The following is a 25,426-nucleotide window of genomic DNA, read 5'->3' on the forward strand; positions in this document are numbered from 1 at the left end:
GGAGGGTGTCATGCCCGAAAGTCAAAGCGAAAGACCGCTGCAGCCCGGAGACCGCGCGCCAAACGTCGTTCTCGATGCGATCACGCGTCAGGGCAAAATTTCGATCGATGACTTCCGCGGGCAGAAGCCCGTGCTGATCGGTCTGTTTCGCGGGCTCCACTGTCCGTTCTGCCGGCGGCAAATCGCCTCGATGGCGAGCCTTGCCGGCGATCTCCAGCAAAAGGGCGTCGAGAGCCTGACGATCGTCAACACCCCCATCGATCGGGCGCGCCTCTATTTCCGTTATCACCCCTTGCCCAATCTGGTGGCGGCGTCCGATCCTGATCGAATATCGCATCGTGCCTTCGGGCTTCCGAATCTCGAATTCACACAATCGGAGACAGTATGGCCTTACAAGGTCAGCCTCGACACGCTCACCTCGATGCGCGTCAACATGCCCGATCTGCCTGAGCCGATGGCTCCGATGGCGGCTGTCGAATACCTCGACAATGCCGATGGCTACGAATTCACCGACGATGACAAGCGCATGATCGCAACGGGCGAGGGCCAATTGGTCGGCGAATTCCTGCTCGACCGTGATGGCGTCATCAGATGGTGTTTCACGGAGGTCGCCGACGAGGGGCGTCATATGTTCGGCGTACCGGCGCCCGAAGAAGTCATGTCGGCAGCATCGAACTTTGCCGCTTAACGCGCGCCGCGAGCTTTCAGGTCCGCTTGTCACGCCTTAGTCCATCTCGTGAGATGCGCTTCGGCTCCCGCGCACACAAAAGCCGCCCGTCAGGGTTGCTGCTTCACCGCCGGCACGTCCCCTGGCTTATGATGCGGAAACCGCCATTGCCAGCTTCGCAGGCGTTCGGGAAGGTCCGCATCTGCGGTCCACGCTGGCCGCAGACCGGCCGGTATTCGCGGGTGCAGATGCCACCGGGTCGCGGCGGTGCGGGAGGCTGCGGGCGGATTGTTATGCCGGGCTGTCGGCGGCACTGGCCGCGGCTGATGACCGTGAAGTTGGCGGCGCGGGCCTGGCACGCGTTGGAGAATGTCTGGACACGCGCTCCACGCTGGCCGCAGACCGGAGCATATTCCATGGTGCACATCTGCGGCCCGGCCGGGCGAAGAGGAGGCGGTAGACGCGGACGCGAATAACTGGGCCCGACGTCGACCGTGCAGGCGCAAAGAAGCGGGATGAGTGCAAGCAGAGCGAGCTGTCGCAGCGACAGGAATCCGGCGAGCGTCATTATTCTTCCCCTCACAGCTGGATTTCTTTCTAAATCCTAGCGCAAGTTGCATTTTCGGAGAAGTTCAAACCTCAGCGGTCGTTCAGAATTTTGTAGCGGTTCAGTCGAATAGGCTGGAGACCGACTCTTCCTGGCTGGTTCGGTTGATGGCTTCGCCGATCAGGCTTGCCGTGCTCACGACGCGGATGTTGTGGGCCGACTGGACAGCGGTCGTCGGCTGGATGGAGTCAGTGATGACAAGTTCGCGCAGCTTCGAAGAGGTGATGCGGGTAACCGCGCCGCCGGAAAGAACGCCGTGGGTGATATAGGCGGTGACGCTTGCAGCGCCCTGGGCAAGAAGCGCATCGGCGGCATTGCAGAGCGTGCCGCCGGAATCGACGATGTCGTCGATCAGCAGGCAGTCCTTGCCTTCAACTTCGCCGATGATGTTCATGACTTCGGATTCACCCGGGCGGTCGCGGCGCTTGTCCACGATCGCCAGCAGACAGTCGAGGCGTTTGGCGAGCGCGCGGGCACGAACGACGCCGCCGACGTCCGGCGAAACGACCATGACGTTGCTGATGTCGTGTTTCGCCTTGATATCGCGGGTCAGGACCGGGATAGCGTAGAGGTTGTCCGTCGGAATATCGAAGAAGCCCTGAATCTGGCCCGCATGCAAATCGAGAGTCAGCACACGATCGGCGCCGGCTTCCGTAATGAGGTTCGCCACGAGCTTGGCCGAGATCGGCGTACGCCCCGAGGCGCGGCGATCCTGACGGGCATAGCCGAAATAGGGAAGGACGGCGGTGATACGGCGCGCGGACGAGCGGCGCATCGCATCGATCATGATAAGCAGTTCCATGAGATGATCGTTCGTCGGGAAAGACGTCGACTGAACGACGAACACGTCCTCGCCGCGGACGTTTTCCTGGACTTCGACGAAGATCTCCTGGTCGGCAAATCTTCTGACGCTGGCTTTGCCCAAGGGCACATTGAGATAGTTGCAGATCGCTTCGGCGAGATGCCGGTTCGAATTGCCTGCGAAAACCTTCATCTTGGTCCGCCTATTACCTGCTGATAGCCGCGCTTTTTAGTCAGCTTGCTCCTGAATGCAAGGGCTAACGCGTCATCTCGGCTCATATTTCAAAAAAAGCTTGTGGCTTAACCGCCACGAGCGTCGCGCCACGTTGAGAATTCGGTGATGGTTTTCGAGGCGATTTGCTGCATGACCGAGGCGGGAACGCCGGCCCAGGGATCCTGCGCTTGCGAGGGCACGCTTTCCTGTCCCTGGATACGGTGCAGGCGTGCACCCCCGCCATCGAGAATGTCCCAGACGTAGACCACGGTCACCTTGCCGCTGTCGGAAAAGGCGGAGAGATATCCTTTCAGAATGTAGGCGCTGGAGCTGTCGTTCGAGCTTTTGATCGAAAACCCGTGCGAGCGCGCCTCGGCTCCGAGTTGACGCGAAAGCGGCGTGACGGCTTGAACCGGTGCGCCGATGATCGGCAGGAAGCGGACGGTCGTGGCGCGTGTCGAAGGCAAGCTGGCATTCAGCATGGCAGTCTGGGTCTGCTGCCGTGGCGGCTCACGCGGGGGCGTTTCCACCATGTCTTCTTCTTCGGCCTGGGCGTTGGACACCGGCTCAGGCAGCGCCTCGGCTTTTATCGCAGCGGAGGCGGCGGACGAGCGCGTGTCGCCTTCGAGCGCCATAGCCTGGGCTTCCATCGTGGTCGGCGGTGCGCCGGAACCCTGCCGATAGCCCGTCTGGCTGTAGGCAGGGTGATATCCGTTCGATCGCTGTTCGGAGGCAAAAGCCTGCTGGCGTGGCGGCGATCCTGCCATGCGTTCCACGTCGCCCTGCGTTACCGGCGATGAACGCATGCTTGCGGAGGAGTCGCCGATGTCGACCAGGGGGACTAGGGCGTCGGTCGTGTTGCAGGCGGATAGGACAAAGCAGGCAAGGAGCATTGGCGCAGTCGCAACTCGCTTCATCCTTCGTTACATCCTTCCCAGTGCCGCACCCCGTGCACTTTATGAAGGCCGGCGCCGGCATGTGTCAATTCCGGATTCTTGCCCGCAATGGTTTGCGTCCTGATCGGCCTCTAGTGGATAAACGGGATTTCAGCCGAAAGCCGCTTACACTTTTGGGATCCCGCTCTAGACGCTGATGAAGTCCAGAGAGTGACGGGAAAGCGCGCGCGGCGCATCGTCAGTCGTCAGGTAGGTCTGTCCGAGGGTCATTGCCGTTCCCGTGTCGGAGTCCATGATGATCATGTGCACGAAGAGCGACATGTTCGGCTCGATCGGCTGCTGATTGCCGACATGGAACATCTGATGCTCCATCCAGGACGGCGAGAAACGGGCGCCCAGCGAGTAGCCGCAGGCATTGAGACGGTGGCGGGAAAGGCCGCGCTCATCCATGATTTTCGCATGCATATCGAACACGTCCCCGAAGGTGTGGCCCGGCTTCAACACCGTTTCGATCGCCTGGATCGTCTCGAAGCAGGCATTGTAGAGTTCACGGTGGCGATAGGTCGGTTCACCGATGACGATGGTCCGCATCATTGCCGCATGGTAGTGCGCGTAGGCGCCGGCCCATTCGAGTGTCAACTGATCGTTCGGATCGAGTTTGCGGCGACCGGCCTTGTAGCGGCAGAGCAGGGCGTCCTCGGCGGAGCCAATGATGAATTCGTTCGCGGGGTAGTCGCCGCCACCGGCAAAGACGGCGCCCTGCATCGCGGCCAGAATGTCCGCTTCGTCCGTACCGGGCTTGGTCAGCGCGAGTGCCGCATCGAGTGCATCGTCGGCCAAAACAGCAGCACGTTCGACATATGCGACTTCGGCCGGGCTCTTAATCAGCCTCAGGCGGCTGACGAGATAGGAAGCGTCGACAATCTGTCCGAACGACGTCAACTGCGCATCGAGCATCCGGGCAACGCGGCCGGTCATGCCATGCGTATCGTATTCGACGCCGATCCTGGCACCGAGCAGGTCCATCTCGACCAGCAGGTTCTTGAGATCGACGGTCGGGTCGGCATTCACGCGGTCGACCCAGATCTGGACATTTTCCAGGATAGAAGTGTGCTTGGCCTGGCGCAGGTCGGCGGAGCGCGTGATCAGCGCCATCGTCCCGTCGGCCTTGACGACAAGGGTCTGGAAGAAGCAGTAGCCGAAGGTGTCGTAGCCGGTCAGCCAGTACATGCTTTCCTGCGCGAAAAGCAGCAGGGCATCCAGCTTTTCTTCCCGCATCTTATCGGTCAGACGCGCAAGTCGGACGGCGAATTCGGGTCTGTCGAAGTGCAAGGCCATGCCGCTCAAGTCTCCCTGATTGCGATTGCAGAAATCTGCCGGCCGTAATCCGGCTCCTTATTATGTGTGGTCCGGCGATAAGAGAAGAAACGCTCGGCGTCGGGATAAGTGCAAAGGCCCAGGCTTTCCGCCCGCACACCCGCGGCGCGAAGCCGATCGACTGTCAGCGCCTGCAGGTCGAACATCGCGTGCCCGGGCTTTTCAGAAACCACGAAATAACGCTCGTAGGATGGATCCTGTGTGACAAAGCGCTCCACGAATTCCGGGCCGACCTCGTAGCTCGCCTGGCTGATCGATGGCCCGAGACAGGTAACGATTGCCTCCCGCTTCGCGCCAAGTCGGACCATGGCGTCGATCGTGTTTTCCAGCACACCGGTAAGGGCGCCTTTCCAACCGGCATGCGCGGCGCCGATCACACCAATCTCCGGGTCGGCGAACAGGATTGGTCCGCAATCGGCTGCCAGCACACCAAGCGCTATTCCGGGGGTTGCCGTTACCATCGCATCCGCTGCAGGACGGGAGCCATCATAGTCTTTGTCGACGATCACCACATCAGGGGAGTGGACCTGGTGCACGGTAGCAAGACGCTCGACGGGCAACTCAAACCAGCTTGCCACGCGGCGACGGTTTTCCTGAACCTTCTCGCGCTCGTCGTTCGAGCCGAGGCCAACGTTCAGGCCGCGATAGATGCCGTTTGAAACGCCGCCTTGCCGGGTGAAATAGCCGTGGAGAATCGCGTCACCGGTTGCCTCTTTCAGCAGCGCGCTTTGGATCGGTGCCGGAGATGCTGCTTGTGTCATTAAAACTTCCAAGATTGCTTGAATTGCTTACGCGCCATTTCGCATGGCAAAGCCTTGTCGATTGCCGCGGATGTTGGCCCAGCAGCGCTCGGGCTGTCAATCCACTGAACGGAAGGGCATCAAATCCAGGGCCGGGTGCGAGACCGCCAAGACCTTGAAGAGTTCGCCCATGCGCCCTTCACCTTCGCCGGCCAGCCGATCGACTGCCGTTTGGATAATTTGCCGCGTATGTGCTTCGCGATCCCGGCCAAGAGCGGCGGCGCGGTCGAGAATGCCGAGGCCGACAAGAAAATCGCCTTGGCGAAGCATGCCGTTGACGTAGACGCCGGCTGAAGTCGCGGCCTGTGCCAGCGCCTGGAAATCGACGTGGCTCGTCAGGTCCGCTTCGCCCGGATGCGCCAGCGGCGGGTCATACTCATGCATGCGCACCGCCTGTAGCGTATCGCCGTAGCCGCTCACGAGATGCCCGTAGTCGATGGCGACAGCCGTGCCGCCACATTCCTTCAGCCGATCGCAGATCGCGAGCATCACTGACTGGCGTGCCGGCGAGACTTCAAACACCGTTCCCGGGAGCACGTCCTCTTCCGGCCAGGGGAGAAGGCTTGGATCGACCCCTGCCACGCCGGCACCGAACGTCAGTTCGCCCGCTGCGTCGACGCCGACCATACGTTCACGAAAGCCCGCCGGCGTCTTCACGAACTGACGGATCGGAATGGCATCGAACAACTCATTTGCCGCGACGAGCGAAAATCCCGGCGGCACTTCATCGAAACCCTGATGCCAGCTGACCTTGTCGCCATAGGCCGCCAGCGTCTCCTGCTGGATGTCGCGCAAGCGTGCGCTGGTTTCGACGAGGTGCACCGTCATGTCCTCAAAGAGGGGCGGCGCGATACGGGAAATGACACGCAGCATATCCGACATCATGGTGCCGCGGCCGGGGCCGATCTCGACGAGGCGTACGCCTGCGGGTGTTCCGTGCCGCTGCCAGGCGTGTACGACGAAGACGCCGATCATCTCGCCAAAGAGCTGGCTGACCTCGGGCGCCGTCACGAAATCTCCCGAGCGCCCGAACGGCTCGCGCGTCCTGTAGTAGCCGTGTTCCGGATCGGCGAGGCACAGCGAGAAAAAGTCCGTGACGCTGATCGGGCCGTTCGCCTGAATGATAGCCTTGATCTTCTCACCGAGCGCGGTGCTCATGGATCCCCCTCCTGTCCAGCCGCGGTCAGTGCTGCAGAGCAGCCTGACGGCGGGCTCGAAGCATGGCCCAGATTCCCAGCAGAACCATCGGCGTGGAAAGCACCATGCCCATGGTGAGCCAATCGGTACCCAGCAGGTAGCCCAGCTGGGCATCCGGTTCGCGGAAGAATTCAACGAAGATGCGAGAGAGCGCATAGCCGCAGGCAAAGACGCCGGTGACGAAACCGGGAACCTTCAGAGCGCGGAAGCTGTAGATCAGAAGGGCGAGAACCAGGAGCAGCACGACGCCCTCCAGGCCTGCCTCATAAAGCTGGCTGGGGTGGCGAACAAAGTCGCCGCCGGGGCAATAGCCGTTGGTCTTCTCGATGTATTGGTTGCAGAAAACCATGCCCCAAGGCGCGTCCGTCAAGCGGCCCCACAGTTCGCCATTGATGAAGTTCGCGATGCGGCCGCAAAACAGGCCGATCGGGACGACTGCCGAGACGACATCGAACAGGCTCCAGATCGGTATGCCGTTGCGACGTGCGAAGATGATCATCGCGATGACAGTGCCCGTCAGTCCGCCATGGAACGACATCCCGCCGTTCCATATCTGGATGGCCCGGATTGGGCTCTCGATCACCGACGGAAGATCATAAAAGAGGATGTAGCCGATGCGGCCGCCGACAACGATGCCGAGCGCGACCCAGATGATGAAATCGTCGAGTTGCACCTTGGTGATCGGTGAAACATCGCCCCCCCACAGCTTGTTGTTACCGGCGATCTGACGCGCATAATACCAGCCGAGCATGATGCCGGCGACATAAGCAAGTCCGTACCAGTGAATTGAGAGTGGACCGAGCGAAAAGGCGATCGGGTCGATCTCGGGGAAGGGCATGATCGCCATGAGATTGGCTACTGTCGGCAAGGTTTTCCCATTCGCTGGCGTGAGCCCTATGGAGTGACCGGTCGGACGTCAACGCGCTTCAGTTCAAGGCGTCCTTTTTCTGAAGGCGCGCCAAGCTCGATGTGGGCGGAAGATGGCGCTGGGATCAAGAGCGGTCAAGTCGATTGTTGGCGATCGGAAGCCTACGAGCAGGCTTATCCAGAGCAAAGCGCTTGCATCCTTGGTGGCGAAGCCCTACCTCATTCTTGAGGGGCTAAAGAGGCCCTAAGTGGTATGTTGCAAAGGGAGAAAACCGCCATGACGACTGGAGCAAACCGCATCATGGACGAGTTCGCCAAGCTGATGACGGATGCCGCCGGCGCGGCCCAGGGTGTACGCAAGGAAATCGAGACAGCCTTCAATGCGCAGGCGGAGCGATGGCTCAATACGCTCGATATCGTCAAGCGCGAGGAATTCGAGGTCGTACGCGAAATGGCGATCAAGGCACGCGATGAAAACGACGCCCTGCTTGCCCGCATCGCGGCGCTTGAAGAAAAGCTTGCCGCCAAAGGCAAGTAATTCCCGTTGTGACACAGGCCGTGGTGTGGCCTTTATGAGACACGCCGCGGCTGCGACCTAAAAACCAGGTGCCGTTATCCACCTGTGGACACTGCCAAAAAGATCAATGGGCAGAGTCAGTTAAACCCTCCTTCTGAATCTAAAACCGAAAAGCTTTCCACAGTGCCGTTCCCTAAAACGGCTGTGAGGGGCTGGCGTGTCGCCTAGCCCGTTATACACTGATTTTAAATGATGATTCGAAGCGGTTGGTAAGCTCCAGGCAGGTTTGACTGCGTTAAGTCTGGTAGCGGTTCAACGGTCATCAGGGTTGGTGGTTCCGGCTGTTGCGTGTGTTCTCCTTGTGTCTCGTTGACGAAGTTGGTTCGCATTCACTCCGGTCAAGAAGGTGCTGCATGAGCCTCATGGAATTGGAAGTCGAGCGTCAGTCGAACCCGGTCGATATGATCGAGTACGTCGCCGCCAATAACGACTGGTCTTTCGAGCGGTCGGGCGATGACGAGATTGCGATGACGGTTGAAGGGAAGTGGACCGACTACCACGTTTCCTTTTCCTGGATGGAAGAGTTCGAGGCGCTGCACCTGGGCTGCGCCTTCGACGTCAAGGTTCCCGAACAGCGTGTCAACGAAGTCACCAAGCTTCTGGCCGCGATCAACGGTCAGGTACTGATGGGACACTTCGATCTTTGGCGCCAGGAAGACGTCATCATCTTCCGCCAATCGCTGCTGCTCGCCGGTGGTGCCGAGCCGACCAATCGGCAGGTCGAGGTTCTGCTTGCTAGTGCGCTCGACACCTGCGAGGCGTATTATCAGGCCTTCCAATTCGTGATCTGGTCCGGCATGGAGGCGAACCGCGCGATGGAAGCGGTTCTCTTCGAAACGGTCGGCGAGGCGTAAATGTCATCCGCATCTTCAGGTCCTGTCGTTCTCATCGGTGCCGGCAACATGGGGGGCGCAATGCTCTCCGGCTGGCTGAAGAGCGGCGTGGCCGGTTCCTGCATCGTGGTTGTCGATCCCGGTCCGTCTGACCAGATGATGAAGACCATCAACGATGCCGGCGTGACCCACGTTACCTCCGCTCCGGCCGGATTGACGGCAGGTGTCCTGTTCCTCGCGGTCAAGCCGCAGGTGATGGAAGCCGTGCTGCCGCCGGTGAAGGGCACGATCGGGCCCGAGACGGTGGTCGTTTCCGTCGCAGCCGGCAAGACGCTCTCGTTCCTTGAGGGGCATCTCGGCGCGGCTGCGATGGTGCGCGCCATGCCGAATACGCCGGCCATGGTCGGTCGCGGCGTCACGGGCGCCTTCGCCAATACGCGCGTCACGGCTGCGCAGCGCGAGCACGTCCATTCTCTCTTGCAAGTATCCGGTCCCGTCGAGTGGGTTCCAACCGAAGCCGATATTGATGCTGTCACGGCGCTGTCGGGAAGCGGACCGGCCTATGTGTTCTATCTCGTCGAGTGTATGGCAGAGGCAGGCCGTAAACTTGGCTTGCAGGCGGACCTTGCCATGCGCCTTGCACGGGAAACTGTCGCGGGGGCTGGTGAGCTTTTGCACCAGTCCCCCGACGACGCCTCACGCCTGCGCCAGAACGTGACCTCGCCGGGCGGCACGACGGCGGCTGCGTTGTCCGTTCTCATGGCCGAGGATGCGATGCAGCCGCTTTTCGACAAGGCCCTTGCCGCAGCACGCAAGCGCGCCGAAGAGCTTGCCGGCTGAGGACATCCGAACATGGCTGACGAAATCACCTATGCCGACTTCGAACGTGTCGACATCCGCGTCGGTACGATTGTCGAAGTGAGCCCGTTCCCGGAAGCACGGAAGCCGGCCTTCAAGCTGTTGATCGACTTCGGGGCGGAAATCGGCCTCAAGAAATCATCGGCCCAGATCACCGTTCACTATACGCCCGAGAGCCTGATCGGTCGGCAGGTTCTCGGTGTGGTCAACTTTCCGCCGCGGCAGATCGGCCCGGTCCGCTCAGAAGTCCTGACGCTCGGCTTCGAGGACGAAGCCGGCGCCATCGTTCTTGCGGCAACCGATAAGCCAGTGCCGAACGGCAAGAAGCTGATGTGATCAGTGGATCTCGCGCGACAGTGGGTCGCTCAGCGAGAAAGCATGGAATACGGCTTCAAAACCGGCGCGTTGGGGCGAGCAGAATGCCGGACCGACGGCAACCTCCACAAATGCCGGATCAAACCAAGCAAGCCGCGCCATGCGCCAGTCCTCCATGCGGTCTGTTCTGTATTGAACGAACAGAGCATCGCCAGTTCGCGTTACGCGCACGCCCATGCGGTCGAATGCCTGGTCGAGCCGAAAGGCTGACCAGTCGGAGTTGCGGTTGGTGACGACGACGCTCAAGTGCATTGCTCCATCGGTATATTCGATCCCGCATTTCATCCAATGCGTCGCGTCGGCCCGAACCATCATGCCGGCCTGGTCGTAGAGCTCCTCATAGCGTGCGGAGAAGGATACGTCGGCCGTGAAGTCGCCCTGCCGCGGCTGATGCAGGAAATGCGCGTCGTCGCGGTGAAAGCCGTAGTAGGTTCCTTGCCAGAAGTCCGTCTTCGGTCCGGACCAGACATGCAGGTCGCCGTTGCGCTCTTCGGAGCGAGGCGGCGGGTTCAGCCATGTCATTGGCGCCGTATCGATCGTCATCTGTTTTTCACGCGGGTAGGCGCACGGTCGCCCGCAGACCGCCCAGAGGGCTGTCGCCGAGCGTGACGTTGCCGCCGTGGCTTCGGGCGATGTCGCGGGCAATGGCAAGGCCGAGGCCGGTGCCCGAGGCATCGAGATTGCGCGCTTCATCGAGCCGGAAGAATGGCTTGAAGACATCCTCGCGGTTTTTCTCGGGAATACCCGGACCATCGTCGTCAAAGGTGATCGTCAGCCACTTGGCGCTGTGTTTGGCGTTGACGTCGAGGGTGCTGGCGTAGCGGCGAGCATTCGAGGCGAGGTTCGTCACAAGGCGCGTGAAGGCGTTTGGACGCACCGCAATACCGTCCTCGCCCTCTATGGAGTATTTGAGTGTCTTGCCCTCGTGAAGTTCGAAATCGGTCTCAAGCTTTGCAAAGAGGTCGCTGAGCTTCACTTCGCCGACGTCTTCTTCGACTTCGCTTCGTGCAAAAGCCATGTAGGCCTCGAGCATCGACTGCATGTCGTTGATGTCGTCGTTCAGGCCGTGCAGGTCGGGATTGTCGCCGGCCAGCGCCAATTGCAGCTTGAAGCGGGTCAGGATCGTGCGCAGATCGTGGCTCACTCCGGTCAGCATCGCGGTGCGCTGCTCCATCTGCCGCTCGATGCGCTCGCGCATCAGAATGAAGGCAAGGCCCGCGCGGCGAACCTCGTCTGCACCGCGCGGGTGGAAGTTGTCAGCCTTCTGACCCTTGCCGAAGCTTTCTGCTGCGTTTGCGAGCGCGAGGATCGGTCGGATCTGTCCCCGCAGGAAGAGGATCGATATGCCGATCAGCACCAGCGAAGCGCCGACCATCCAGACGATGAAGATGTGGGTGTTGGAGGCGTAGGTCGAGCTGCGTCTTGCCAGCACGCGAAGGATCTTGTCTTCGAGCTTGATGCGGATCTCGACGAGATTGGAATCGCCCAATGTGTCGATCCAGAACGGGCGTTTGACCTGGTCGCTGATCTCGTCGCTCAGGATGCCATCAAGGATTGAGAAAAAGGGCTTGGTTCGTGGCGGCGGAAGATCGCCGTCCGGCTCGATCGAGATCTGCAGGCCCAGCTGGTCGCGTGCTATGTGAGTGACCTCGCTGTAATCCGTATCCTGCGGGTAGGTCTCGATGATCTGGATGACCGCGGCGATGTCGCGTGTGACCGCAGCAGAGAGGCGCTGCGTCACCATCTGCCAGTGGCGTTCCATGAACAAGGCCGCGACAACGGACTGGAGCAGCAACATCGGGATGATGATGATGAGAAGCGAGCGGACGTAGAGGCCGGTCGGCAGATAGAGCCGTAATCTGCGGATCATCCACCGCCATCCGCGGGTGGGCGAACGGTCTTCGCGCCGAAGAGAGTCGAATGTCACCATTTGGTCGCTGGTCCCGGGGTTGCGACTGTCAATCGATGCTCAATCGGTATCCTATACCACGAACCGTCTGCAGCCAGACCGGATTTGCGGGATCGTCCTCGATCTTGCGTCGCAGGCGATTGATCTGCACATCGATGGTGCGCTCGCCGACATCGACATCGTTGCCGATAAGCTCATGCCGCGGAATCGTGTCGCCGGCGCGCTTGGCAAACAGCAGCATGATTTCCTGCTCGCGATCCGTCAACCGGACGACTTCGGAGGCCTTCTTCAGCTCCTTGCGCGTCAGCGAGAAGGTATATGGTCCGAACATCACCTGTTCGATCTTCGGCGCATCGTTCGAGACATTGCGGCGCAGGATGTTGTTGACGCGCAGCACCAGTTCGCGCGGATCAAAGGGCTTGGCCAGATAATCGTCGGCGCCCGCCTCCAGTCCGGCGATGCGGCTGCCCGATTCCGCCAGTGCCGTTAGCATGATAATCGGCACGTTCTTGATCGTGCGCAGGCCCCTGGTCACGTCGATCCCGGAATCGCCCGGCATCATGACGTCCATGATGATGAGGTCGAAATCCAGTCCGGCGAGCTTGCGTTGCGCCTCAGCACCGTCTGCGGCCACCGTCACCCTGAACCCGTTCTCGGTCAAATAGCGGTTGAGCAGAGCGCGGATACGCGTGTCGTCATCCACAACAAGCAAGTGCGCAGCGTCGTCCGAAATCACTGTCTTTGTCGCCATTCAGTCTGCTTTCGCGTTTTGTCTGTTACGCATACCCCTCAGGAAGGCCTTTATGCCCTCCCGTACCTCCGGAGAAGCCCCGTCGAATGCTCTCTCAATACGGCGCGATTGCGGCTCTGCCAGAGCAAGGGCCAGCTCGCGCCCCATCTTGGTAGGATAGAGCTTGCGCTGCCGCCTGTCTTCAGGCCCCGCAATCTGACGAATATACCCCGAATCGATGAGTTGTTTGAGCACTCTTGCGAGACTCTGCTTGGTAATCTTCAATGTATCCAGCAGATCGGCAACCGTCATGCCGGGGTTGCGGTTAACGAAATGAACGACGCGGTGGTGCGCCCGGCCGAAACCGATCTCCGCAAGAATGGCGTCAGGATCGGAAACGAAGTCACGATAGGAAAAGAACAGAAGCTCGATGATCTCGAAATCGATGGTTTCCGTGTCTTCCATCGGCATTTTCAGCGGTTCGGGCTTGCCCGCCTTCGGGCTCGTCTGGCGTGCCAATTTGGCATTTCCTTTCTTGTTGCGCACCTCGGGGCAAGCTTTCGTAAAAATATGTCAGCATTGTTGACGTATCTCTGCGCCGTTGCTAGCTTCCCTAAGCGTTGCGAAGCGGGAAGAGGACGCCATTTCCACTGGAAATTTGGCCCGACTTCGCAAACTTCACTACAATGCGTAATTTTCCCCTGCGTGAGTGGATAAAACGTATTGGGGACAACAATCAACAGCAATGGCGTGCGGGCGCCGGAGGAGTGCGAAATGGCTTCAGTTCCCTTTGATCAAATGGATGGCGAAATCTGGTTCAACGGGGCGTTCGTGCCGTGGAAAGACGCAAAGATCCACGTGCTGACCCATGGGCTCCACTACGCAAGCGCGGTGTTCGAAGGTGAGCGCGCCTATGGTGGCCGGGTCTTCAAGCTGACGGAACATAACCAGCGCCTGCACACGTCGGCCGAGATTCTCGGCTTCAAGGTACCATACTCGGTTTCTGAGCTGGATGCGGCGACGATCGAGCTCCTGAAGCGCCAGGGCTTTTCCGATGCCTATGTCCGCCCAATTGCCTGGCGCGGCAGCGAGATGATGGGTGTGTCCGCGCAAGCAAGCCGGATCAATGTCGCGATCGCCATTTGGCAGTGGGGGAGCTACTTCAATCCGGCCGAGAAGCTGAAGGGCATCCGGCTCGATATTGCCGAGTATCGCCGGCCCGATCCGAAGACAGCGCCTTGCGCATCGAAGGCCGCCGGTCTCTACATGATCTGCACGATTTCAAAGCATGCGGCCGAAGCCAAGGGGTATGCCGATGCCATGATGCTCGATTATCGTGGCCAGGTGGCGGAAGCGACCGGGGCAAACATCTTCTTCGTCAAGGATGATGTCATCCACACACCAACGCCGGATTGCTTCCTGAACGGCATTACGCGACAGACGGTGATCGAACTCGCGAAGCGTCGCGGGATCGAGGTGATCGAGCGCGCCATCATGCCGGAGGAGCTTCCGGGTTTCAGCGAGTGCTTCTTGACGGGCTCTGCGGCAGAGGTGACGCCGGTCTCGGAAATCGGTCCACATAAATTCACGCCGGCCACGATCAGCGAAACGCTGATGAACGACTACATGAAAGAGGTATATCCAGCCGCTGCAGCGGCCGAGTGATCTTGACCAGCAGGAACGGCCGAGTTCCTCGCGAGCTCGGCCGTTTTTCGATGCGCTGTCTACCTCGCGCGAGCGACTACCGCGCCGACGATCGTCGACAGGATGCCGCCGCCGATCAAGCCGCCTATGCCGTCAGCAATGAGGCCGGTCATTGCGGCTTCTCCACCGACCATGCTGAGCAGCATGCCGCCGCCGATGCCGCCGATTGCGCCGGCGATCGTCCGGGCAACGGTATTGATCGCAACCTGCTTCAGTGCGCCGCTCGCAACATTGCCGCCGACGGCACCTGCTATCACTTGTGTGATGATAGGCAATAAGGCTTCCACGATTTCCCTCCTTTGCGTTTCCTCAAAACGCCGCTGCCGGCTGCGCGGTCCGAAAGGATAGCCAGCCATACAGGCGATCCGACGTCCGACTGGGAGCAGGGATATCGTCTGAATTTCAGTATTTTATCATGGTTGAATGTAAAGTGGAATGGAGAGCAACCCATGCGTGAAAGTTTTCCACGCTGCCGTCAAAGAAAAGGCGCGCGAAGGCGCCTTTTCCATGTTGTGCATCATGGTCAGTTGTAGACATAAACGATGCGACGAGTACCGGGGTCCACAAGAACCGGCCGATCGTTGATGCGGACATATCGATACTGATAGTCCGGAATCTCCCGGAACGTCACGTTATCCGGCACCGCTGCACCGACAACGACATCTCCGCGGAGGCGCACGGTCTGGGCCGGATTGGTTTGAACATAGGTCGTAACAGTTTCAGGCGGGCTGATCGCTTCGACGGAACCAACCGGGCCCAGCAATTCGTCACCTGGTGCCGGATCGGCAGGCGCGACACTCGCCGTTGTCTCATAGGTCACGACGGGAACGCCGAGATCGGCTTGGTGCTGTTCGACGATGACGCTGTTGCCAGCTTGTTCAACCTGTAGATACTGTGCATAGACCCAGCCACGGACGCCGTTGACGTCAACACGGCACCAACGGCTTCCCTGGATGCAGCCATCCAGCATGGCCTGCGAGCCGCGTGTCACCATACCGATGGAAGGATACTGCGGGCCGGGGCCGGCACGAACGTTCAGATCGTTGATGGCCGTGGCAACCATGTCCGCCTGGGCAAGACCGGCGCTTCCCACGACGATCGCGCCGGCCAGGAACAGATTTCGCTTCAAGGTCATCTCGTTTCTCCTTGTCTTGTACAGGCAGGTAACGTTTTGGTTGATGACGATGTTCCCGCGCGCCCAGTCTCGCCGGTAAACGATTGTATCAATGTGTTAAATTCGAACGGAACCGATGCCGACACCTGGGCCCAGATAAACCTGGGCCCAGGTGTCGACGGTCTTTGCCTGACGCTGCGTTCGATAAATCCCGGGCTGTGCACGGCGCGGTTTCGGACTATAGGGACACAGGACATAGAGAAGCGAGGCACTCATGGGCATGCTCCAGGCCGGCATTATTCCGGTGACACCCTTTCAGCAGAACTGCACGATCCTCTTCGATCCTGAGACGAAGGAGGGCGTCGTGGTCGATCCGGGCGGGGATGTGCCGGCGATCCTTGATGCCATCAAGTCGAACGGTTTCAGTATCAAGGAAATCTGGCTGACGCACGGCCATCTTGACCACGCCGGCGGTGCGAAGGAGCTCAAGGAGGCTCTAGGTATTGATATCGTCGGCCCGCATGAGGATGATCTTCCTCTGCTGCAGCGGATCGAGACGCAGGCGCAGAAATATGGTCTGCCGCCGGGCATGCAGAACGTCGTTCCCGACCGCTGGCTGAAGGACGGTGATAAGGTTTCCTTCGGCACTCACGAGTTCGAAGTCTATCACACGCCGGGCCACGCGCCGGGCCATGTCATTTATGTCAATCGCGCGCAGAACTTTGCCCATCTGGGCGACGTGCTGTTCAACGGCTCGATCGGTCGGACGGATTTGCCGGGGGGGAACCACCAGCAACTGCTCGATTCGATCCGCGACAAGGTTTTGCCGCTGGGCGATGACGTCGGCTTCATTTGCGGGCACGGGCCGGGCAGCCGCATTGGTGATGAGCGACGCAGCAACCCGTTCCTGCAGGGGATCTGACCGACAAAATGAAAGCGCCGCTGAAAGCGGCGCTTCGTGTTCCATCATATCGTGCGACGATCAGCCAGCTGTGCAGAAGTGGCTGCGACCGTCGTAGCCGATGTAGGTGCCGCTACGCGGGTCGAAGGACTGGTAGCGATAGGAGCAATAGCGCTCCCACTGCGGGGTCCAGGGCTCGACGTCGGCACGATAATAGCGAGCCGGGGGCGCGCGATAGACCGGAGCGGCGTCGTATTCCGGCTCATAGGGGGGATCGATGTAGCGCGGCTCATCATAACGCGGGGCGCTGGCGATGGCAGAACCAACGATAAGACCTGTTGCCAAGCCTACGGCACCGCCGACGAGGGCGTCGTCGTTGTGGTGGTGGCGATGCCAATCACCGGCGGACGCAACGCTGATCGATGATACGGTGAGGGCAGCAGCAGTTGCCGTCATGAGGAGCGTTTTCGCAAGCCTGTTCATTTGTCTTTCCCTGTTTCAACCGATTCCGGTTCTGCACCTTGATGATGGCAAGGTAAGGGCCGCGATGTGAATGCAGGCTGAATAACAAAACCCGGCATCGCTGCCGGGCTTCAACTCGAATTGACAGCGTTGGCTGGAGGCTCAGCCTGCAATCTGCAGGTTGACAGCCTTGGGGCCCTTGCCGCGCCGATCCGGCTCCGTGTCGAAGCTAACCTTCTGATTCTCCGTCAGTCCGGCCAAGCCAGAAGCCTGAACGGCAGAAATGTGCACAAAGATGTCGGCGCCGCCCTTGTCCGGCTTGATAAAGCCAAAACCTTTGTCGGTATTGAAGAATTTTACAGTGCCAGTCTCGGCCATGCGTCAGGTCCTTTTATCTCTGCCCGCCATCCACACGGGCAGCATCACTGATATTGCCTCCTTGCGGAGACGTTAGCAGGCAATCATTGAAATGTGAGAAAAAGGTCCCCTCTAGCTCAACCAGATTCGCCACGGAACTGACGCCCGCGTTGTTGCAACTGGTTGACCGGAATATTAGCGTCTCCGGCGCGCACATTCCTAAGGACTTCCCATGCTCGCAAAATGCCCGAACACGGTGAGAGTGCTGCGATTATTAAATTTTGGCAAGCAAAAGTTTTTTAACGCCTCTGTGCCGATACGCCTCTTTGAACGGCATTTTCGCGCGTCTAGAGCAAAAATTTGGTCGTCAGCCGCCGCAGATCAACGCTTTATATCGTTGGCAATATAGTTTGGGAGCAGATTTTGCCAAAAATGCAACAATAACGCGACTACGCAAGAGCTAAAGTTTTTTTCTTTTCTGGGCATTCAACCCAAATTTGGGCTCGGTTTCAGTCTGTCCGAAGCACGGCGGCGTGCCATTTCGGGCACCACTTCAACCAGAAGCATAGCGGTAAACATCAACGCGCAGCCGGCGTAGCCGAGCGGTGGCATGGTTTCGCCCAGCATCAGGGCGCCGAGCGAGGCGCCGAAGAGCGCTTCAGAAGACAGGAAGATCGCTGCCTGCGACGGGGTCGTGTAGCGTTGGCCGATGATCTGCAGCGAAAAGGCGACACCCGAGGAGAAGAGGCCGACATACAGGATCTCGGGGGCCGCCGCCCATACCGCCTCCCAGCTGATCGGTTCCGCGACGATGGCAACGGCGAGCGCACAGGCCCCGGCCACGGCAAACTGGGCGGTCGAGAGTGCAAGCGGACGACCGGTTTCGGATACCGTAGTGCCTGCCAGAGTGATCTGCCCGGCCCAGAAGACAGCGCAAACGACCGTCAACAGATCGCCGGTCGTCAAGGCCGAGAGCTGTCCGCCCGACAACAAGTAGATGCCGGATACGGCCATGATCGCACCGGGCCAGATGACCCAGTGCGGAGAGCGGCGGAGGAAGACGACGGCGATCAAGGGGACGATCACGACATAGAGCCCGGTAATGAAACTCGAATTCGTCACCGTCGTCGTCTGCAGGCCGATCTGCTGCGTTGCGGCGCCGCCAAACAGCGCAAGACCCGTCAGCACATAGAGCTTGAGATGGCGCGGCGCGGTCTTGACCGCCGCCTTGCGTGCCTCGAGCAGCATGAAAGGCAGAACCGCCACTGCAGCAATCATGAAGCGCAGGCCAATGAACCAGAACGGACCGATCGCCTTCATTGCCGTTGACTGCGCGACAAAGCCGCCGCCCCAGATGGCAGCTGCAAGCAATAGAAGGAGGTTCGCCTGAATGCGCGTCATTTCGTCCTCTGGGCGGGAGCGGGAGAGTATGGCCGAGCGTTAACAGTTGCCTTTCGTTTGAGCAAGGGTGAAGAATGTCGCCACCGCGTTAGCGCCTGAAGGCAAACGGATGACAACGAAAGCGGTTTCATCGCCTGACGAAGAGGCTGCGCCGTCACCGCGCGGACATGATGCGCCGGCGGGGTATTCCGGCAGTTTACTGACGCGAAAGCTAGGCCTGAGGGAAGGGCAGGCGGCACTGTTGATCGGCGTGCCCGAGATCACCGAGATACAAGGTTTTGATCACTTCTCCTCTGTCGAGACCGCTTTGCCATCAATGATCGAGCGTCGCTTCGACTATGGCCACGTTTTTGAAACGCGCCGGCCAGTTCTTGAAGACATGGCACCGGCTCTGTCGGGCGTCCTTAAACCGGACGGGATGCTGTGGATTTCCTGGCCCAAGAAAGCGGCACGGGTGCCGACGACAATCACCGAAGACGTCCTAAGATCGATTTTCCAGCCGTTGGGACTGGTTGACGTCAAAGTTTGCGCCATAGACGAAACATGGTCCGGCCTGAAGTTCGTGATTCGAAAGGAACTGCGCGCCGGTCTTTAGGCTTCGCATCAATCATTGTTGGCCGGCGCTCGCGACACTCTGAGCAAGGCACCATCATCTTCATCCGTGAGGATCAGCAGGGCGCCGTCCGGTGCAATGACCACGTCGCGCATGCGGCCATAGGAGCCGTCGAATATCCGCTCCTCGGCGACAAAGGCTCCGCCATCATCGCGCTGCATACGCGAAAGTAGCTGAAACTTCAGCGCGGCAACGAGAAAGTTGCCGTCCCATTCGGGGAACATCTTGCCGCGATAAATGGCCAGCGCTCCCGGCGCTATGGAAGGGTCCCAATAATAAAGAGGTTGTTCAAGTCCTTCCTTGGCCGTGCCTTCGCCGATCTCGGCGCCGGAATAATCGCGGCCATAGGTGATGATCGGCCAGCCGTAGTTCTTGCCGGGTTCGATGTCGTTGATCTCATCACCGCCACGGGCACCGTGCTCAGCCGTATAGAGCTTGCCGTCGGCGGCATCGAAGGCGATGCCTTGCGGATTGCGATGGCCTTTCGACCATATTTGCGGAAGCGCCTTTTCGCCGTCCTTGAAAGGGTTGTCATCAGGAATGCTACCATCAGCGCTGATGTGAATGATGGAGCCGGCGTCGTCCTTCCAGTCCTGGGAGCGATCCCTGTCGCCGCGATCGCCGATGCTAATGAAAAGCGAGCCGTCCTTGGCGAAGGCGATGCGAGAGCCGTACTGGATGTTGCCGCTGGTAAAACGCTTCATCGCAAAGATGGATTTGACGTCCTCGAGGCTCGTTCCGTCTTTTGACAGCGTAGCGCTGAAGACCTCGGTGCCGGAGCCACCCTTGGCCCTTGTCGCAGCGGTGAGGAATATCCTGCGGCTCATTCCAAAATCAGGCGCGAGCGCAACGTCCATCAGGCCTCCTTGGCCGCGGGCATTGACATCAGGGACGCCGGCGATGGGGGCGGAGAGCTTGCCGTTGCGGATGATGCGCAGCCGTCCCGGTCGTTCGGTGACAAGATAGGAGCCGCCAGGAAGAACCTCTACGGCCCAAGGATGCTCGAGCCCGGTCGCAATTGTATCGACTTGCACCTCAACCGTTTTCGTCTTGACGATATCGGCAGACAGGCCGGGGGAGGCGGCCAAGGCCGCTGTTGCGAGAAGAAATCCGAATTGAAGCCTTGCAAGTGTCCTCATGGTCCGTCCCGTCGTCTGTCCAGATCAACGTGGTGCGTCGGACACCTGCTTCAAGCTCATTCGCGCTGGGATAACGGCTTTGTGTTTGCCGCTGGCACGGTGCCGATTGGCTGCGGATCGACGAGTTCCGCTTCGACGATGTAGCGCAGTGGGCCGCGTTCCGTCGCGCCGAAAGGCCAGCAGGTCGCGAGCACGAGATGGCGGCCTTGCGCTGTCGGATCAATGCCGCTTTGATCCCATGGCACGATGCGGCCTTCGCCCGCCTTGAAGGTCAAAACCTTGCCATCGCGACGTGTGACCTCGATTTCGTCGCCTGCTTCGACGTCCTTCAGCCAACGGAAATGCGTGTCGCGATGGGCGGCGATGACGGAGGTGCCCTCATCGCCGGGTTGGGGCGTATTGGCGAGCCAGGCGGGGCCGAAGGCCAGAGCCTCGCCGGAGGCGCCGGACAGGACGATCGCATGCTTGCCGAGGCGAGGCGCGGTCACTTCCGCCTCGGTCGTGAAATCCGCCCAGGGCCAAGGCTTGGTGTCTTCGCCGCGAAGTTCGGCGGCAAAGGCCCGCTTCAGGAGAAGCTGCGACAGTTCCGCCTTGGCCTTGATGTAGAGCCCGTCGGCCACCAGTGCCGTTCCGTACAGCGCGAGGGCGGCGATGCTCACAACAATGGCCTTCTCGACGACGCAGAGACGGGGCAGGAGCGAGCGGCTTTCCTGCGCCGTCGCAGTATCGTAAGCGGTCGCCGCCGCCGTCGCCATGGCGAGCTCGAGGTAGGTCGGAAGTGGGCCGAACTCCTCCGCTTCGTGGTTGCGAACTGCGGCTCGCGAGCTCACTGGCGTCATTGCCTGTCCCCTGCGAAGACGCCGCGCACGCGCCGGCGCCAAATGGCAAACCCGCTTGCCGCGATCAGTGCGGCAAAAAGCATGACGATGCCGCGGACGATCTGCTCGTCTGCACGCGTTGCGGTTTGCGGCAGCTTTACCGACGCGGACTTCTGGGCAATCAGCCCGGCTGCCTTCGCCGTAGGTGCGGCAGCCATGCGCGATGCCGCCAGCTGCGCAAACTCCTGCCGGGGCGTCGCCATCGCATGATCGGGCGGGCTGGTCGGGGCCGGGGCTTCCTCACCGAAGACCTTCTCGAAATCCCAGCCATCAGGCAGGTTAAGCGGCAGCTTTGCCGAGCCGACGGGCTCGCCTGCAGGACGCGATGGTGTGACGTCGACCGCGACGAGGCTCGTTACACGCGAGACGAGGTGGTGGGCGAGCGCCACCGTCAAGATGTCCCTGTCGAGCGAAGCGCGGTCCTCCCGTTCGTAGCCGCGGGCTTCGAGGTCGTCGATCTTGCGCCGCGCCCAGAGCTTGGAAATGCCCTGGCCATCGGCGGCGTTGGCGATATCCACGTCGACGCGCCAGGGCTGGATGCCGGTCTTGCCTATGATCTGCAGCTTGCCGGTGGGTTTTTCTTCCGCCAGTTCCGCGGTCAGGACGACCGGCTCGCCGGTATAGAGGTCAGGCATCGGGTTCGGGGTGATGTCCTTGGCCTTTATACCTTCGAAGGTTGCCGTAATATCGGTCATTGCCGGGTTCTGAAGCTTCGCGAAAAGCTCTCCCATGCGGGTCGCGACCTGCTCGGCGGAGCCGATCTGGGTGAAGGTACCGCGGCCCATCTCGGCGGCTTTGGTCATGAAATAGGAGTTTGGCGCCGAGCCGATGCCGACTGTGAAGACGCGGGCCTCGCCACGGTTTTGGCTGATCTCGCCAAACAACTGCTGTTCATTGCCGATTGCGCCGTCTGTCAGGAACACGACCTGGCGAAGCGCGCCGTTGGCGACAGGCCCCTGGTTGCGCAGCGCATCCTGTAGCGCCGGCAGCATTTCGGTACCGCCGTCTGCGGTCAGTCCGCGGACATAGGCGATGGCCTTCTCGCGATTGTCGGGTGAGGCGGCAACGAGGCCGTTGAAATAGTCGGTCATCGTATCGTCGAAGCGGATGACGTTGAAGCGGTCGTCGGGGTTGAGCTTCGAGATCGCAAGCGCCAGGCTTTCCTTCGCCTGCGCGATCGACGGGCCGGACATGGAACCGGAATTGTCGAGGACGAAGACGACTTCGCGCTTGGCTGTCGGCGACGATGTATCGGGCGTTGCCGGCGGTGTGACGAAGGCAAGCAGGTAGGTCTTGCCGTTGATGACCTCGCGGAAAAGTCCGGCACTTGGCGTTTTGCCAGGCGCGGCCTTCCAGGTGAGTTCGAAGTCCTTGTCGGCCGGAACGCTCTCTCCCCTAATCGAGATCGTGCGGCTCTGGTCGCCGTCCTGCTTGATGTCGACGTCATGGAAGGAGGATTTCACGTCGCCGAGCGGAAAGCCGGCCTTGAGATTGACGGTGAGCGCGACGGGGTTGATCTTCGCGTTCTCGCGCGGATCGAGAACCGGCGCCTCGATTTTCTCGCGATTTTCCACCGGGTCGGTCGGGACCGCGAAGCCGGCACCATTGTTGAATTCCACGGTCTGGACGATCGGCGCCGGATTGTAGCGGGGGGCGACGACCATAGGGAAGCGCAGCGAGAACTCGCCGCCGGACTGGTGGACGGCCTGCTGGTATTCGATCTGCACGACAATCGTTTCGCCGGGGCCGATGTTGGCGACCTGGTTGGTGAAGATGTTGGATCGCTGCTGCTCGAGAAGAGCGGCCTTCTTGCCTTCCGCCTTTGCCTGTTCGTAGATTTCGCGCGCTTCCTGGCGCGGCTTGATCTGACCCTCGATGAAGCGCTCGCCGATCTGCATCTTCAGCACGTCGACAGCGGAGTTTTCCGGGAGCGGAAAGACATACGTACCCTCAACCCAGCCCTTGCTCGGGTTCTGGAATCGTTGGGTGACCCTGACGCGGGCGATGGGGCCGGAGACGTCCATCTGGACGTCGGTCTTCAGGCGTGGTGCCTCGATAAAGAAGCCGGGCTCCTTAGCGGGAAAAAGGAGGGAGCCGCTGTTGACGTCGTTCGGTCGAACGAGACCGGCGAGTTGCTCGACCTTTTGCTGGCTTTCTTCGGCGTAAACCGTCGTGACGAGCCCGAATGTCATAACTATCGACGCGGCGAAAGCCACGAATGCAACCAGCAATGAGATGGATACGCGACTGGCGCGAAGGCGCCTTATGACAAACTCGTCTTCCACAAACATGGTATGCCCTCAATAACCAATGTCGGATGCACCAAGATGCGGCTTCGATCTCGGCGCGCTCGCGACCGAATTGCGGCATGCCGCGGCATTTGTTGCGGCCAATTCGTGGCAAAGCCTGAAAAAGGCGAAGTTTTTGATTTCAGGGCGTAAATCGGACCCTCTTCAGAAATCGATTCAAGTGCTTCGCAAAATTGTTCATCGGGCCGAGTGGGTGATGTCGCGAATTGACAATCGTATGAGCCAACTGATCACGAAGAATCATTGGCACCATCACGCCTTTGCGCTTGAAATGCCTGCTCACATTGGACATAGAGCTTAGCGCAGAATTCCGGTCCCGGCTTTCTGCCCAAATCAACCGTATAGGACCGATATCATGGCCTTTCTTGCCGATGCTCTTTCCCGTGTGAAGCCTTCAGCCACCATCGCCGTTTCCCAGAAAGCGCGCGAGCTGAAAGCGAAAGGACGCGATGTGATTGGCCTCGGCGCCGGCGAGCCGGATTTCGATACGCCAGATAATATCAAGAAGGCGGCCATCGACGCGATCAACCGCGGCGAGACAAAGTACACTCCGGTTTCCGGTATCCCTGAACTGCGCAAGGCGATTGCCGCGAAGTTCAAGCGCGAGAACGGCCTGGAATACTCCTGGGAGCAGACGATCGTCGGCACCGGCGGCAAGCAGATCCTCTTCAATGCCTTCATGGCGACGCTGAACCCGGGCGATGAAGTCGTCATCCCGGCGCCGTACTGGGTGTCCTACCCGGAAATGGTGTCGCTGTGCGGCGGCACCCCTGTCATCGTTTCGGCGACGCAGGAAAACAACTTCAAGCTGCAGGCGGGCGATCTCGACAAGGCGATCACGCCGAAGACGAAGTGGTTCGTCTTCAACTCACCGTCCAACCCGTCGGGTGCTGCCTACACGCATGCCGAACTCAAGGCACTGACGGACGTGCTGCTGAAGCATCCGCATGTCTGGGTGCTGACCGACGACATGTACGAGCATCTGACCTATGGCGACTTCAAGTTCGTCACGCCTGTCGAAGTCGAGCCGAAGCTCTACGATCGCACGCTGACGATGAACGGCGTCTCCAAGGCCTACGCGATGACCGGCTGGCGTATCGGCTATGCGGCAGGTCCGATCCAGCTCATCAAGGCGATGGACATGATCCAGGGGCAGCAGACCTCGGGTGCGACGTCGATCGCGCAGTGGGCTGCCGTCGAAGCGCTGAACGGCACGCAGGATTTCATCCCTCAGAACAAGAAGATCTTCGAAGGCCGCCGCGACCTCGTCGTGTCGATGCTGAACCAGGCCAAGGGCATCACGTGCCCGTCGCCGGAAGGCGCGTTCTACGTCTATCCGTCCTGCGCCGGCCTCATCGGCAAGATCGCACCCTCTGGCAAGGTTATCGAGACGGACGAGGACTTCGTGTCCGAGTTGCTTGAAAGCGAAGGTGTAGCCGTCGTTCACGGCTCGGCTTTCGGCCTTGGCCCGAACTTCCGCATCTCCTATGCGACCTCGGAAGCGCTGCTTGAGGAAGCCTGCAAGCGCATCCAGCGCTTCTGCGGCGCCTGCAAGTAAGCAATTCAGGAACGAATGCGAAATCCCGCCGGAAACGGCGGGTTTTTTGTTGGTCGGACGTTGCCAACCGGCTGAGATGAAAAGTCTACCGAATTCCCGGCGAGAAGTGCCATGTTCCTACCCAGTACCGCAAGGCAAGGGCGGGTCCGCTGGGATCGCTTCAAATGTGCGACAAGTGTCCCCTGGTCATTCCTTGATCGGCGTTGCATGGGAAGATTGCCCGGCCCGAGCGTGCGCTTCTTGCTCAAGGCGCATCGCTCTCAGTCGAGCGGTCTTCTCATT

At 60.2% G+C, this 25,426-nt stretch carries 29 protein-coding genes; 10 read left to right on the forward strand and 19 right to left on the reverse strand.

Annotated features, from left to right (window positions below):
• Window positions 1–10 precede the first annotated feature (10 nt).
• The gene (locus FHX09_RS08150; RefSeq protein ID WP_007789978.1) at window positions 11–688 is read left to right on the forward strand and encodes a peroxiredoxin-like family protein; all 678 of its coding nucleotides are present in this window, start codon (window positions 11–13) and stop codon (window positions 686–688) included.
• A gap of 103 nt (window positions 689–791) precedes the next feature.
• On the opposite strand, the gene FHX09_RS08155 is transcribed toward FHX09_RS08150, so the two are convergent.
• The 7 genes from FHX09_RS08155 to lgt form a co-directional block, all read right to left on the reverse strand.
• Window positions 792–1,235 (reverse strand): Kazal-type serine protease inhibitor domain-containing protein, encoded by a 444-nt coding sequence (locus tag FHX09_RS08155; RefSeq protein ID WP_184449717.1) that lies wholly within the window; start codon window positions 1,233–1,235, stop codon window positions 792–794.
• 100 nt (window positions 1,236–1,335) lie between these two features.
• Window positions 1,336–2,268, reverse strand: a complete 933-nt coding sequence (locus FHX09_RS08160; RefSeq protein ID WP_132588772.1) for a ribose-phosphate pyrophosphokinase — start codon at window positions 2,266–2,268, stop codon at window positions 1,336–1,338.
• Between the two features lie 107 nt (window positions 2,269–2,375).
• Window positions 2,376–3,206 carry a hypothetical protein gene (locus FHX09_RS08165; RefSeq protein ID WP_184449719.1) on the reverse strand — a complete coding sequence of 277 codons (831 nt, stop codon included), beginning with the start codon at window positions 3,204–3,206 and terminating at the stop codon, window positions 2,376–2,378.
• 165 nt (window positions 3,207–3,371) lie between these two features.
• Window positions 3,372–4,523, reverse strand: coding sequence for a Xaa-Pro peptidase family protein (locus FHX09_RS08170; RefSeq protein ID WP_132588770.1), 1,152 nt, complete (start codon window positions 4,521–4,523; stop codon window positions 3,372–3,374).
• Window positions 4,524–4,528: 5 nt separating this feature from the next.
• Complete coding sequence (gene pgeF / locus FHX09_RS08175) at window positions 4,529–5,323, reverse strand: peptidoglycan editing factor PgeF (protein WP_132588769.1); 795 nt, start codon at window positions 5,321–5,323, stop codon at window positions 4,529–4,531.
• Between the two features lie 96 nt (window positions 5,324–5,419).
• Window positions 5,420–6,520: a class I SAM-dependent methyltransferase gene (locus tag FHX09_RS08180; RefSeq protein ID WP_184449721.1), complete on the reverse strand. Its 1,101-nt coding sequence runs from the start codon at window positions 6,518–6,520 to the stop codon at window positions 5,420–5,422.
• Window positions 6,521–6,545: 25 nt separating this feature from the next.
• Window positions 6,546–7,427, reverse strand: coding sequence for a prolipoprotein diacylglyceryl transferase (gene lgt / locus FHX09_RS08185; RefSeq protein ID WP_183719283.1), 882 nt, complete (start codon window positions 7,425–7,427; stop codon window positions 6,546–6,548).
• Window positions 7,428–7,703: 276 nt separating this feature from the next.
• On the opposite strand from lgt, the gene FHX09_RS08190 reads away from it, so the two are divergent.
• The 4 genes from FHX09_RS08190 to FHX09_RS08205 all read left to right on the forward strand — a co-directional run bounded on the left by FHX09_RS08190 (window position 7,704) and on the right by FHX09_RS08205 (window position 10,030).
• Window positions 7,704–7,964, forward strand: a complete 261-nt coding sequence (locus tag FHX09_RS08190) for an accessory factor UbiK family protein (RefSeq protein WP_007534115.1) — start codon at window positions 7,704–7,706, stop codon at window positions 7,962–7,964.
• A 392-nt stretch (window positions 7,965–8,356) separates the two neighbouring features.
• Window positions 8,357–8,857: a YbjN domain-containing protein gene (locus FHX09_RS08195; protein WP_132588767.1), complete on the forward strand. Its 501-nt coding sequence runs from the start codon at window positions 8,357–8,359 to the stop codon at window positions 8,855–8,857.
• Entirely contained in the window at window positions 8,858–9,676 is an 819-nt protein-coding gene (gene proC, locus FHX09_RS08200; protein WP_183719285.1) for a pyrroline-5-carboxylate reductase, read from the forward strand.
• A 12-nt stretch (window positions 9,677–9,688) separates the two neighbouring features.
• Window positions 9,689–10,030 carry a tRNA-binding protein gene (locus FHX09_RS08205; RefSeq protein WP_007790002.1) on the forward strand — a complete coding sequence of 114 codons (342 nt, stop codon included), beginning with the start codon at window positions 9,689–9,691 and terminating at the stop codon, window positions 10,028–10,030.
• On the opposite strand, the gene FHX09_RS08210 is transcribed toward FHX09_RS08205, so the two are convergent.
• The 4 genes from FHX09_RS08210 to FHX09_RS08225 are packed head-to-tail and all read right to left on the reverse strand — an operon-like array spanning window position 10,031 to window position 13,227.
• Window positions 10,031–10,612, reverse strand: coding sequence for a DUF1349 domain-containing protein (locus FHX09_RS08210; RefSeq protein ID WP_184449723.1), 582 nt, complete (start codon window positions 10,610–10,612; stop codon window positions 10,031–10,033).
• Between the two features lie 7 nt (window positions 10,613–10,619).
• Window positions 10,620–11,999: an ATP-binding protein gene (locus tag FHX09_RS08215; protein ID WP_037082050.1), complete on the reverse strand. Its 1,380-nt coding sequence runs from the start codon at window positions 11,997–11,999 to the stop codon at window positions 10,620–10,622.
• 28 nt (window positions 12,000–12,027) lie between these two features.
• Window positions 12,028–12,729 carry a response regulator transcription factor gene (locus tag FHX09_RS08220; protein WP_007790008.1) on the reverse strand — a complete coding sequence of 234 codons (702 nt, stop codon included), beginning with the start codon at window positions 12,727–12,729 and terminating at the stop codon, window positions 12,028–12,030.
• Window positions 12,730–13,227, reverse strand: coding sequence for a MarR family transcriptional regulator (locus FHX09_RS08225; protein ID WP_007790010.1), 498 nt, complete (start codon window positions 13,225–13,227; stop codon window positions 12,730–12,732). It lies immediately after the preceding gene.
• A 255-nt stretch (window positions 13,228–13,482) separates the two neighbouring features.
• Between FHX09_RS08225 and FHX09_RS08230 the strand changes: the two genes are divergently transcribed.
• Entirely contained in the window at window positions 13,483–14,373 is an 891-nt protein-coding gene (locus FHX09_RS08230) for a branched-chain amino acid aminotransferase (protein ID WP_183719289.1), read from the forward strand.
• Between the two features lie 59 nt (window positions 14,374–14,432).
• Here the strand turns inward: FHX09_RS08230 and FHX09_RS08235 are convergent, their stop codons facing one another.
• Window positions 14,433–14,699 (reverse strand): hypothetical protein, encoded by a 267-nt coding sequence (locus FHX09_RS08235; RefSeq protein WP_007790016.1) that lies wholly within the window; start codon window positions 14,697–14,699, stop codon window positions 14,433–14,435.
• A gap of 236 nt (window positions 14,700–14,935) precedes the next feature.
• Window positions 14,936–15,547 carry a DUF1236 domain-containing protein gene (locus FHX09_RS08240; protein ID WP_132588763.1) on the reverse strand — a complete coding sequence of 204 codons (612 nt, stop codon included), beginning with the start codon at window positions 15,545–15,547 and terminating at the stop codon, window positions 14,936–14,938.
• 253 nt (window positions 15,548–15,800) lie between these two features.
• On the opposite strand from FHX09_RS08240, the gene FHX09_RS08245 reads away from it, so the two are divergent.
• Window positions 15,801–16,448, forward strand: a complete 648-nt coding sequence (locus tag FHX09_RS08245; protein WP_132588762.1) for an MBL fold metallo-hydrolase — start codon at window positions 15,801–15,803, stop codon at window positions 16,446–16,448.
• Between the two features lie 60 nt (window positions 16,449–16,508).
• Here the strand turns inward: FHX09_RS08245 and FHX09_RS08250 are convergent, their stop codons facing one another.
• The 3 genes from FHX09_RS08250 to FHX09_RS08260 form a co-directional block, all read right to left on the reverse strand.
• Entirely contained in the window at window positions 16,509–16,910 is a 402-nt protein-coding gene (locus tag FHX09_RS08250; RefSeq protein WP_132588761.1) for a BA14K family protein, read from the reverse strand.
• A 141-nt stretch (window positions 16,911–17,051) separates the two neighbouring features.
• Complete coding sequence (locus tag FHX09_RS08255) at window positions 17,052–17,267, reverse strand: cold-shock protein (protein WP_007534130.1); 216 nt, start codon at window positions 17,265–17,267, stop codon at window positions 17,052–17,054.
• Between the two features lie 465 nt (window positions 17,268–17,732).
• A complete protein-coding gene (locus FHX09_RS08260) occupies window positions 17,733–18,647 on the reverse strand; it encodes a DMT family transporter (RefSeq protein WP_132588760.1) in 915 nt (304 codons plus the stop codon).
• 109 nt (window positions 18,648–18,756) lie between these two features.
• On the opposite strand from FHX09_RS08260, the gene FHX09_RS08265 reads away from it, so the two are divergent.
• Entirely contained in the window at window positions 18,757–19,242 is a 486-nt protein-coding gene (locus tag FHX09_RS08265; protein WP_132588871.1) for a DUF3052 domain-containing protein, read from the forward strand.
• A gap of 8 nt (window positions 19,243–19,250) precedes the next feature.
• Here FHX09_RS08265 and FHX09_RS08270 read toward each other — a convergent pair whose 3' ends face one another.
• Genes FHX09_RS08270 through FHX09_RS08280 form a run of 3 tightly spaced genes read right to left on the reverse strand, consistent with a single transcriptional unit; the run spans window position 19,251 to window position 23,568 of the window.
• Window positions 19,251–20,399 (reverse strand): PQQ-dependent sugar dehydrogenase, encoded by a 1,149-nt coding sequence (locus FHX09_RS08270; protein ID WP_132588759.1) that lies wholly within the window; start codon window positions 20,397–20,399, stop codon window positions 19,251–19,253.
• Window positions 20,400–20,455: 56 nt separating this feature from the next.
• Window positions 20,456–21,238, reverse strand: coding sequence for a class GN sortase (locus FHX09_RS08275; protein WP_132588758.1), 783 nt, complete (start codon window positions 21,236–21,238; stop codon window positions 20,456–20,458).
• Window positions 21,235–23,568 carry a marine proteobacterial sortase target protein gene (locus FHX09_RS08280; RefSeq protein ID WP_184449725.1) on the reverse strand — a complete coding sequence of 778 codons (2,334 nt, stop codon included), beginning with the start codon at window positions 23,566–23,568 and terminating at the stop codon, window positions 21,235–21,237. Before FHX09_RS08280 ends, FHX09_RS08275 begins: the two co-directional genes overlap by 4 nt.
• 19 nt (window positions 23,569–23,587) lie before the next feature.
• On the opposite strand from FHX09_RS08280, the gene FHX09_RS08285 reads away from it, so the two are divergent.
• Together FHX09_RS08285 and FHX09_RS08290 are read left to right on the forward strand one after the other, a co-directional pair.
• Window positions 23,588–23,887, forward strand: a complete 300-nt coding sequence (locus FHX09_RS08285) for a hypothetical protein (protein ID WP_132588756.1) — start codon at window positions 23,588–23,590, stop codon at window positions 23,885–23,887.
• 54 nt (window positions 23,888–23,941) lie between these two features.
• Window positions 23,942–25,144, forward strand: coding sequence for a pyridoxal phosphate-dependent aminotransferase (locus FHX09_RS08290; protein ID WP_184449727.1), 1,203 nt, complete (start codon window positions 23,942–23,944; stop codon window positions 25,142–25,144).
• Window positions 25,145–25,426 lie beyond the last annotated feature (282 nt).

Origin of the sequence: Rhizobium sp. BK538, assembly GCF_014197575.1 — a bacterium.
Classification (GTDB): domain Bacteria; phylum Pseudomonadota; class Alphaproteobacteria; order Rhizobiales; family Rhizobiaceae; genus Rhizobium.

Bases quoted from the DNA above. Each gene is read 5' to 3' on its own strand.
- FHX09_RS08155 (WP_184449717.1), bottom strand. From the start codon at position 1,235: ATGACGCTCGCCGGATTCCTGTCGCTGCGACAGCTCGCTCTGCTTGCA.
- FHX09_RS08285 (WP_132588756.1), top strand. From the start codon at position 23,588: ATGTCGGATGCACCAAGATGCGGCTTCGATCTCGGCGCGCTCGCGACC.
- FHX09_RS08205 (WP_007790002.1), top strand. From the start codon at position 9,689: ATGGCTGACGAAATCACCTATGCCGACTTCGAACGTGTCGACATCCGC.
- FHX09_RS08170 (WP_132588770.1), bottom strand. From the start codon at position 4,523: ATGGCCTTGCACTTCGACAGACCCGAATTCGCCGTCCGACTTGCGCGT.
- proC (WP_183719285.1), top strand. From the start codon at position 8,858: ATGTCATCCGCATCTTCAGGTCCTGTCGTTCTCATCGGTGCCGGCAAC.
- pgeF (WP_132588769.1), bottom strand. From the start codon at position 5,323: ATGACACAAGCAGCATCTCCGGCACCGATCCAAAGCGCGCTGCTGAAA.
- FHX09_RS08180 (WP_184449721.1), bottom strand. From the start codon at position 6,520: ATGAGCACCGCGCTCGGTGAGAAGATCAAGGCTATCATTCAGGCGAAC.
- FHX09_RS08280 (WP_184449725.1), bottom strand. From the start codon at position 23,568: ATGTTTGTGGAAGACGAGTTTGTCATAAGGCGCCTTCGCGCCAGTCGC.
- FHX09_RS08210 (WP_184449723.1), bottom strand. From the start codon at position 10,612: ATGACGATCGATACGGCGCCAATGACATGGCTGAACCCGCCGCCTCGC.
- FHX09_RS08215 (WP_037082050.1), bottom strand. From the start codon at position 11,999: ATGGTGACATTCGACTCTCTTCGGCGCGAAGACCGTTCGCCCACCCGC.
- FHX09_RS08230 (WP_183719289.1), top strand. From the start codon at position 13,483: ATGGCTTCAGTTCCCTTTGATCAAATGGATGGCGAAATCTGGTTCAAC.
- FHX09_RS08275 (WP_132588758.1), bottom strand. From the start codon at position 21,238: ATGACGCCAGTGAGCTCGCGAGCCGCAGTTCGCAACCACGAAGCGGAG.
- FHX09_RS08160 (WP_132588772.1), bottom strand. From the start codon at position 2,268: ATGAAGGTTTTCGCAGGCAATTCGAACCGGCATCTCGCCGAAGCGATC.
- FHX09_RS08165 (WP_184449719.1), bottom strand. From the start codon at position 3,206: ATGAAGCGAGTTGCGACTGCGCCAATGCTCCTTGCCTGCTTTGTCCTA.
- FHX09_RS08150 (WP_007789978.1), top strand. From the start codon at position 11: ATGCCCGAAAGTCAAAGCGAAAGACCGCTGCAGCCCGGAGACCGCGCG.
- FHX09_RS08245 (WP_132588762.1), top strand. From the start codon at position 15,801: ATGGGCATGCTCCAGGCCGGCATTATTCCGGTGACACCCTTTCAGCAG.
- FHX09_RS08195 (WP_132588767.1), top strand. From the start codon at position 8,357: ATGAGCCTCATGGAATTGGAAGTCGAGCGTCAGTCGAACCCGGTCGAT.
- FHX09_RS08290 (WP_184449727.1), top strand. From the start codon at position 23,942: ATGGCCTTTCTTGCCGATGCTCTTTCCCGTGTGAAGCCTTCAGCCACC.
- FHX09_RS08220 (WP_007790008.1), bottom strand. From the start codon at position 12,729: ATGGCGACAAAGACAGTGATTTCGGACGACGCTGCGCACTTGCTTGTT.
- FHX09_RS08250 (WP_132588761.1), bottom strand. From the start codon at position 16,910: ATGAACAGGCTTGCGAAAACGCTCCTCATGACGGCAACTGCTGCTGCC.
- FHX09_RS08260 (WP_132588760.1), bottom strand. From the start codon at position 18,647: ATGACGCGCATTCAGGCGAACCTCCTTCTATTGCTTGCAGCTGCCATC.
- FHX09_RS08265 (WP_132588871.1), top strand. From the start codon at position 18,757: ATGACAACGAAAGCGGTTTCATCGCCTGACGAAGAGGCTGCGCCGTCA.
- FHX09_RS08240 (WP_132588763.1), bottom strand. From the start codon at position 15,547: ATGACCTTGAAGCGAAATCTGTTCCTGGCCGGCGCGATCGTCGTGGGA.
- FHX09_RS08270 (WP_132588759.1), bottom strand. From the start codon at position 20,399: ATGAGGACACTTGCAAGGCTTCAATTCGGATTTCTTCTCGCAACAGCG.
- FHX09_RS08190 (WP_007534115.1), top strand. From the start codon at position 7,704: ATGACGACTGGAGCAAACCGCATCATGGACGAGTTCGCCAAGCTGATG.
- FHX09_RS08255 (WP_007534130.1), bottom strand. From the start codon at position 17,267: ATGGCCGAGACTGGCACTGTAAAATTCTTCAATACCGACAAAGGTTTT.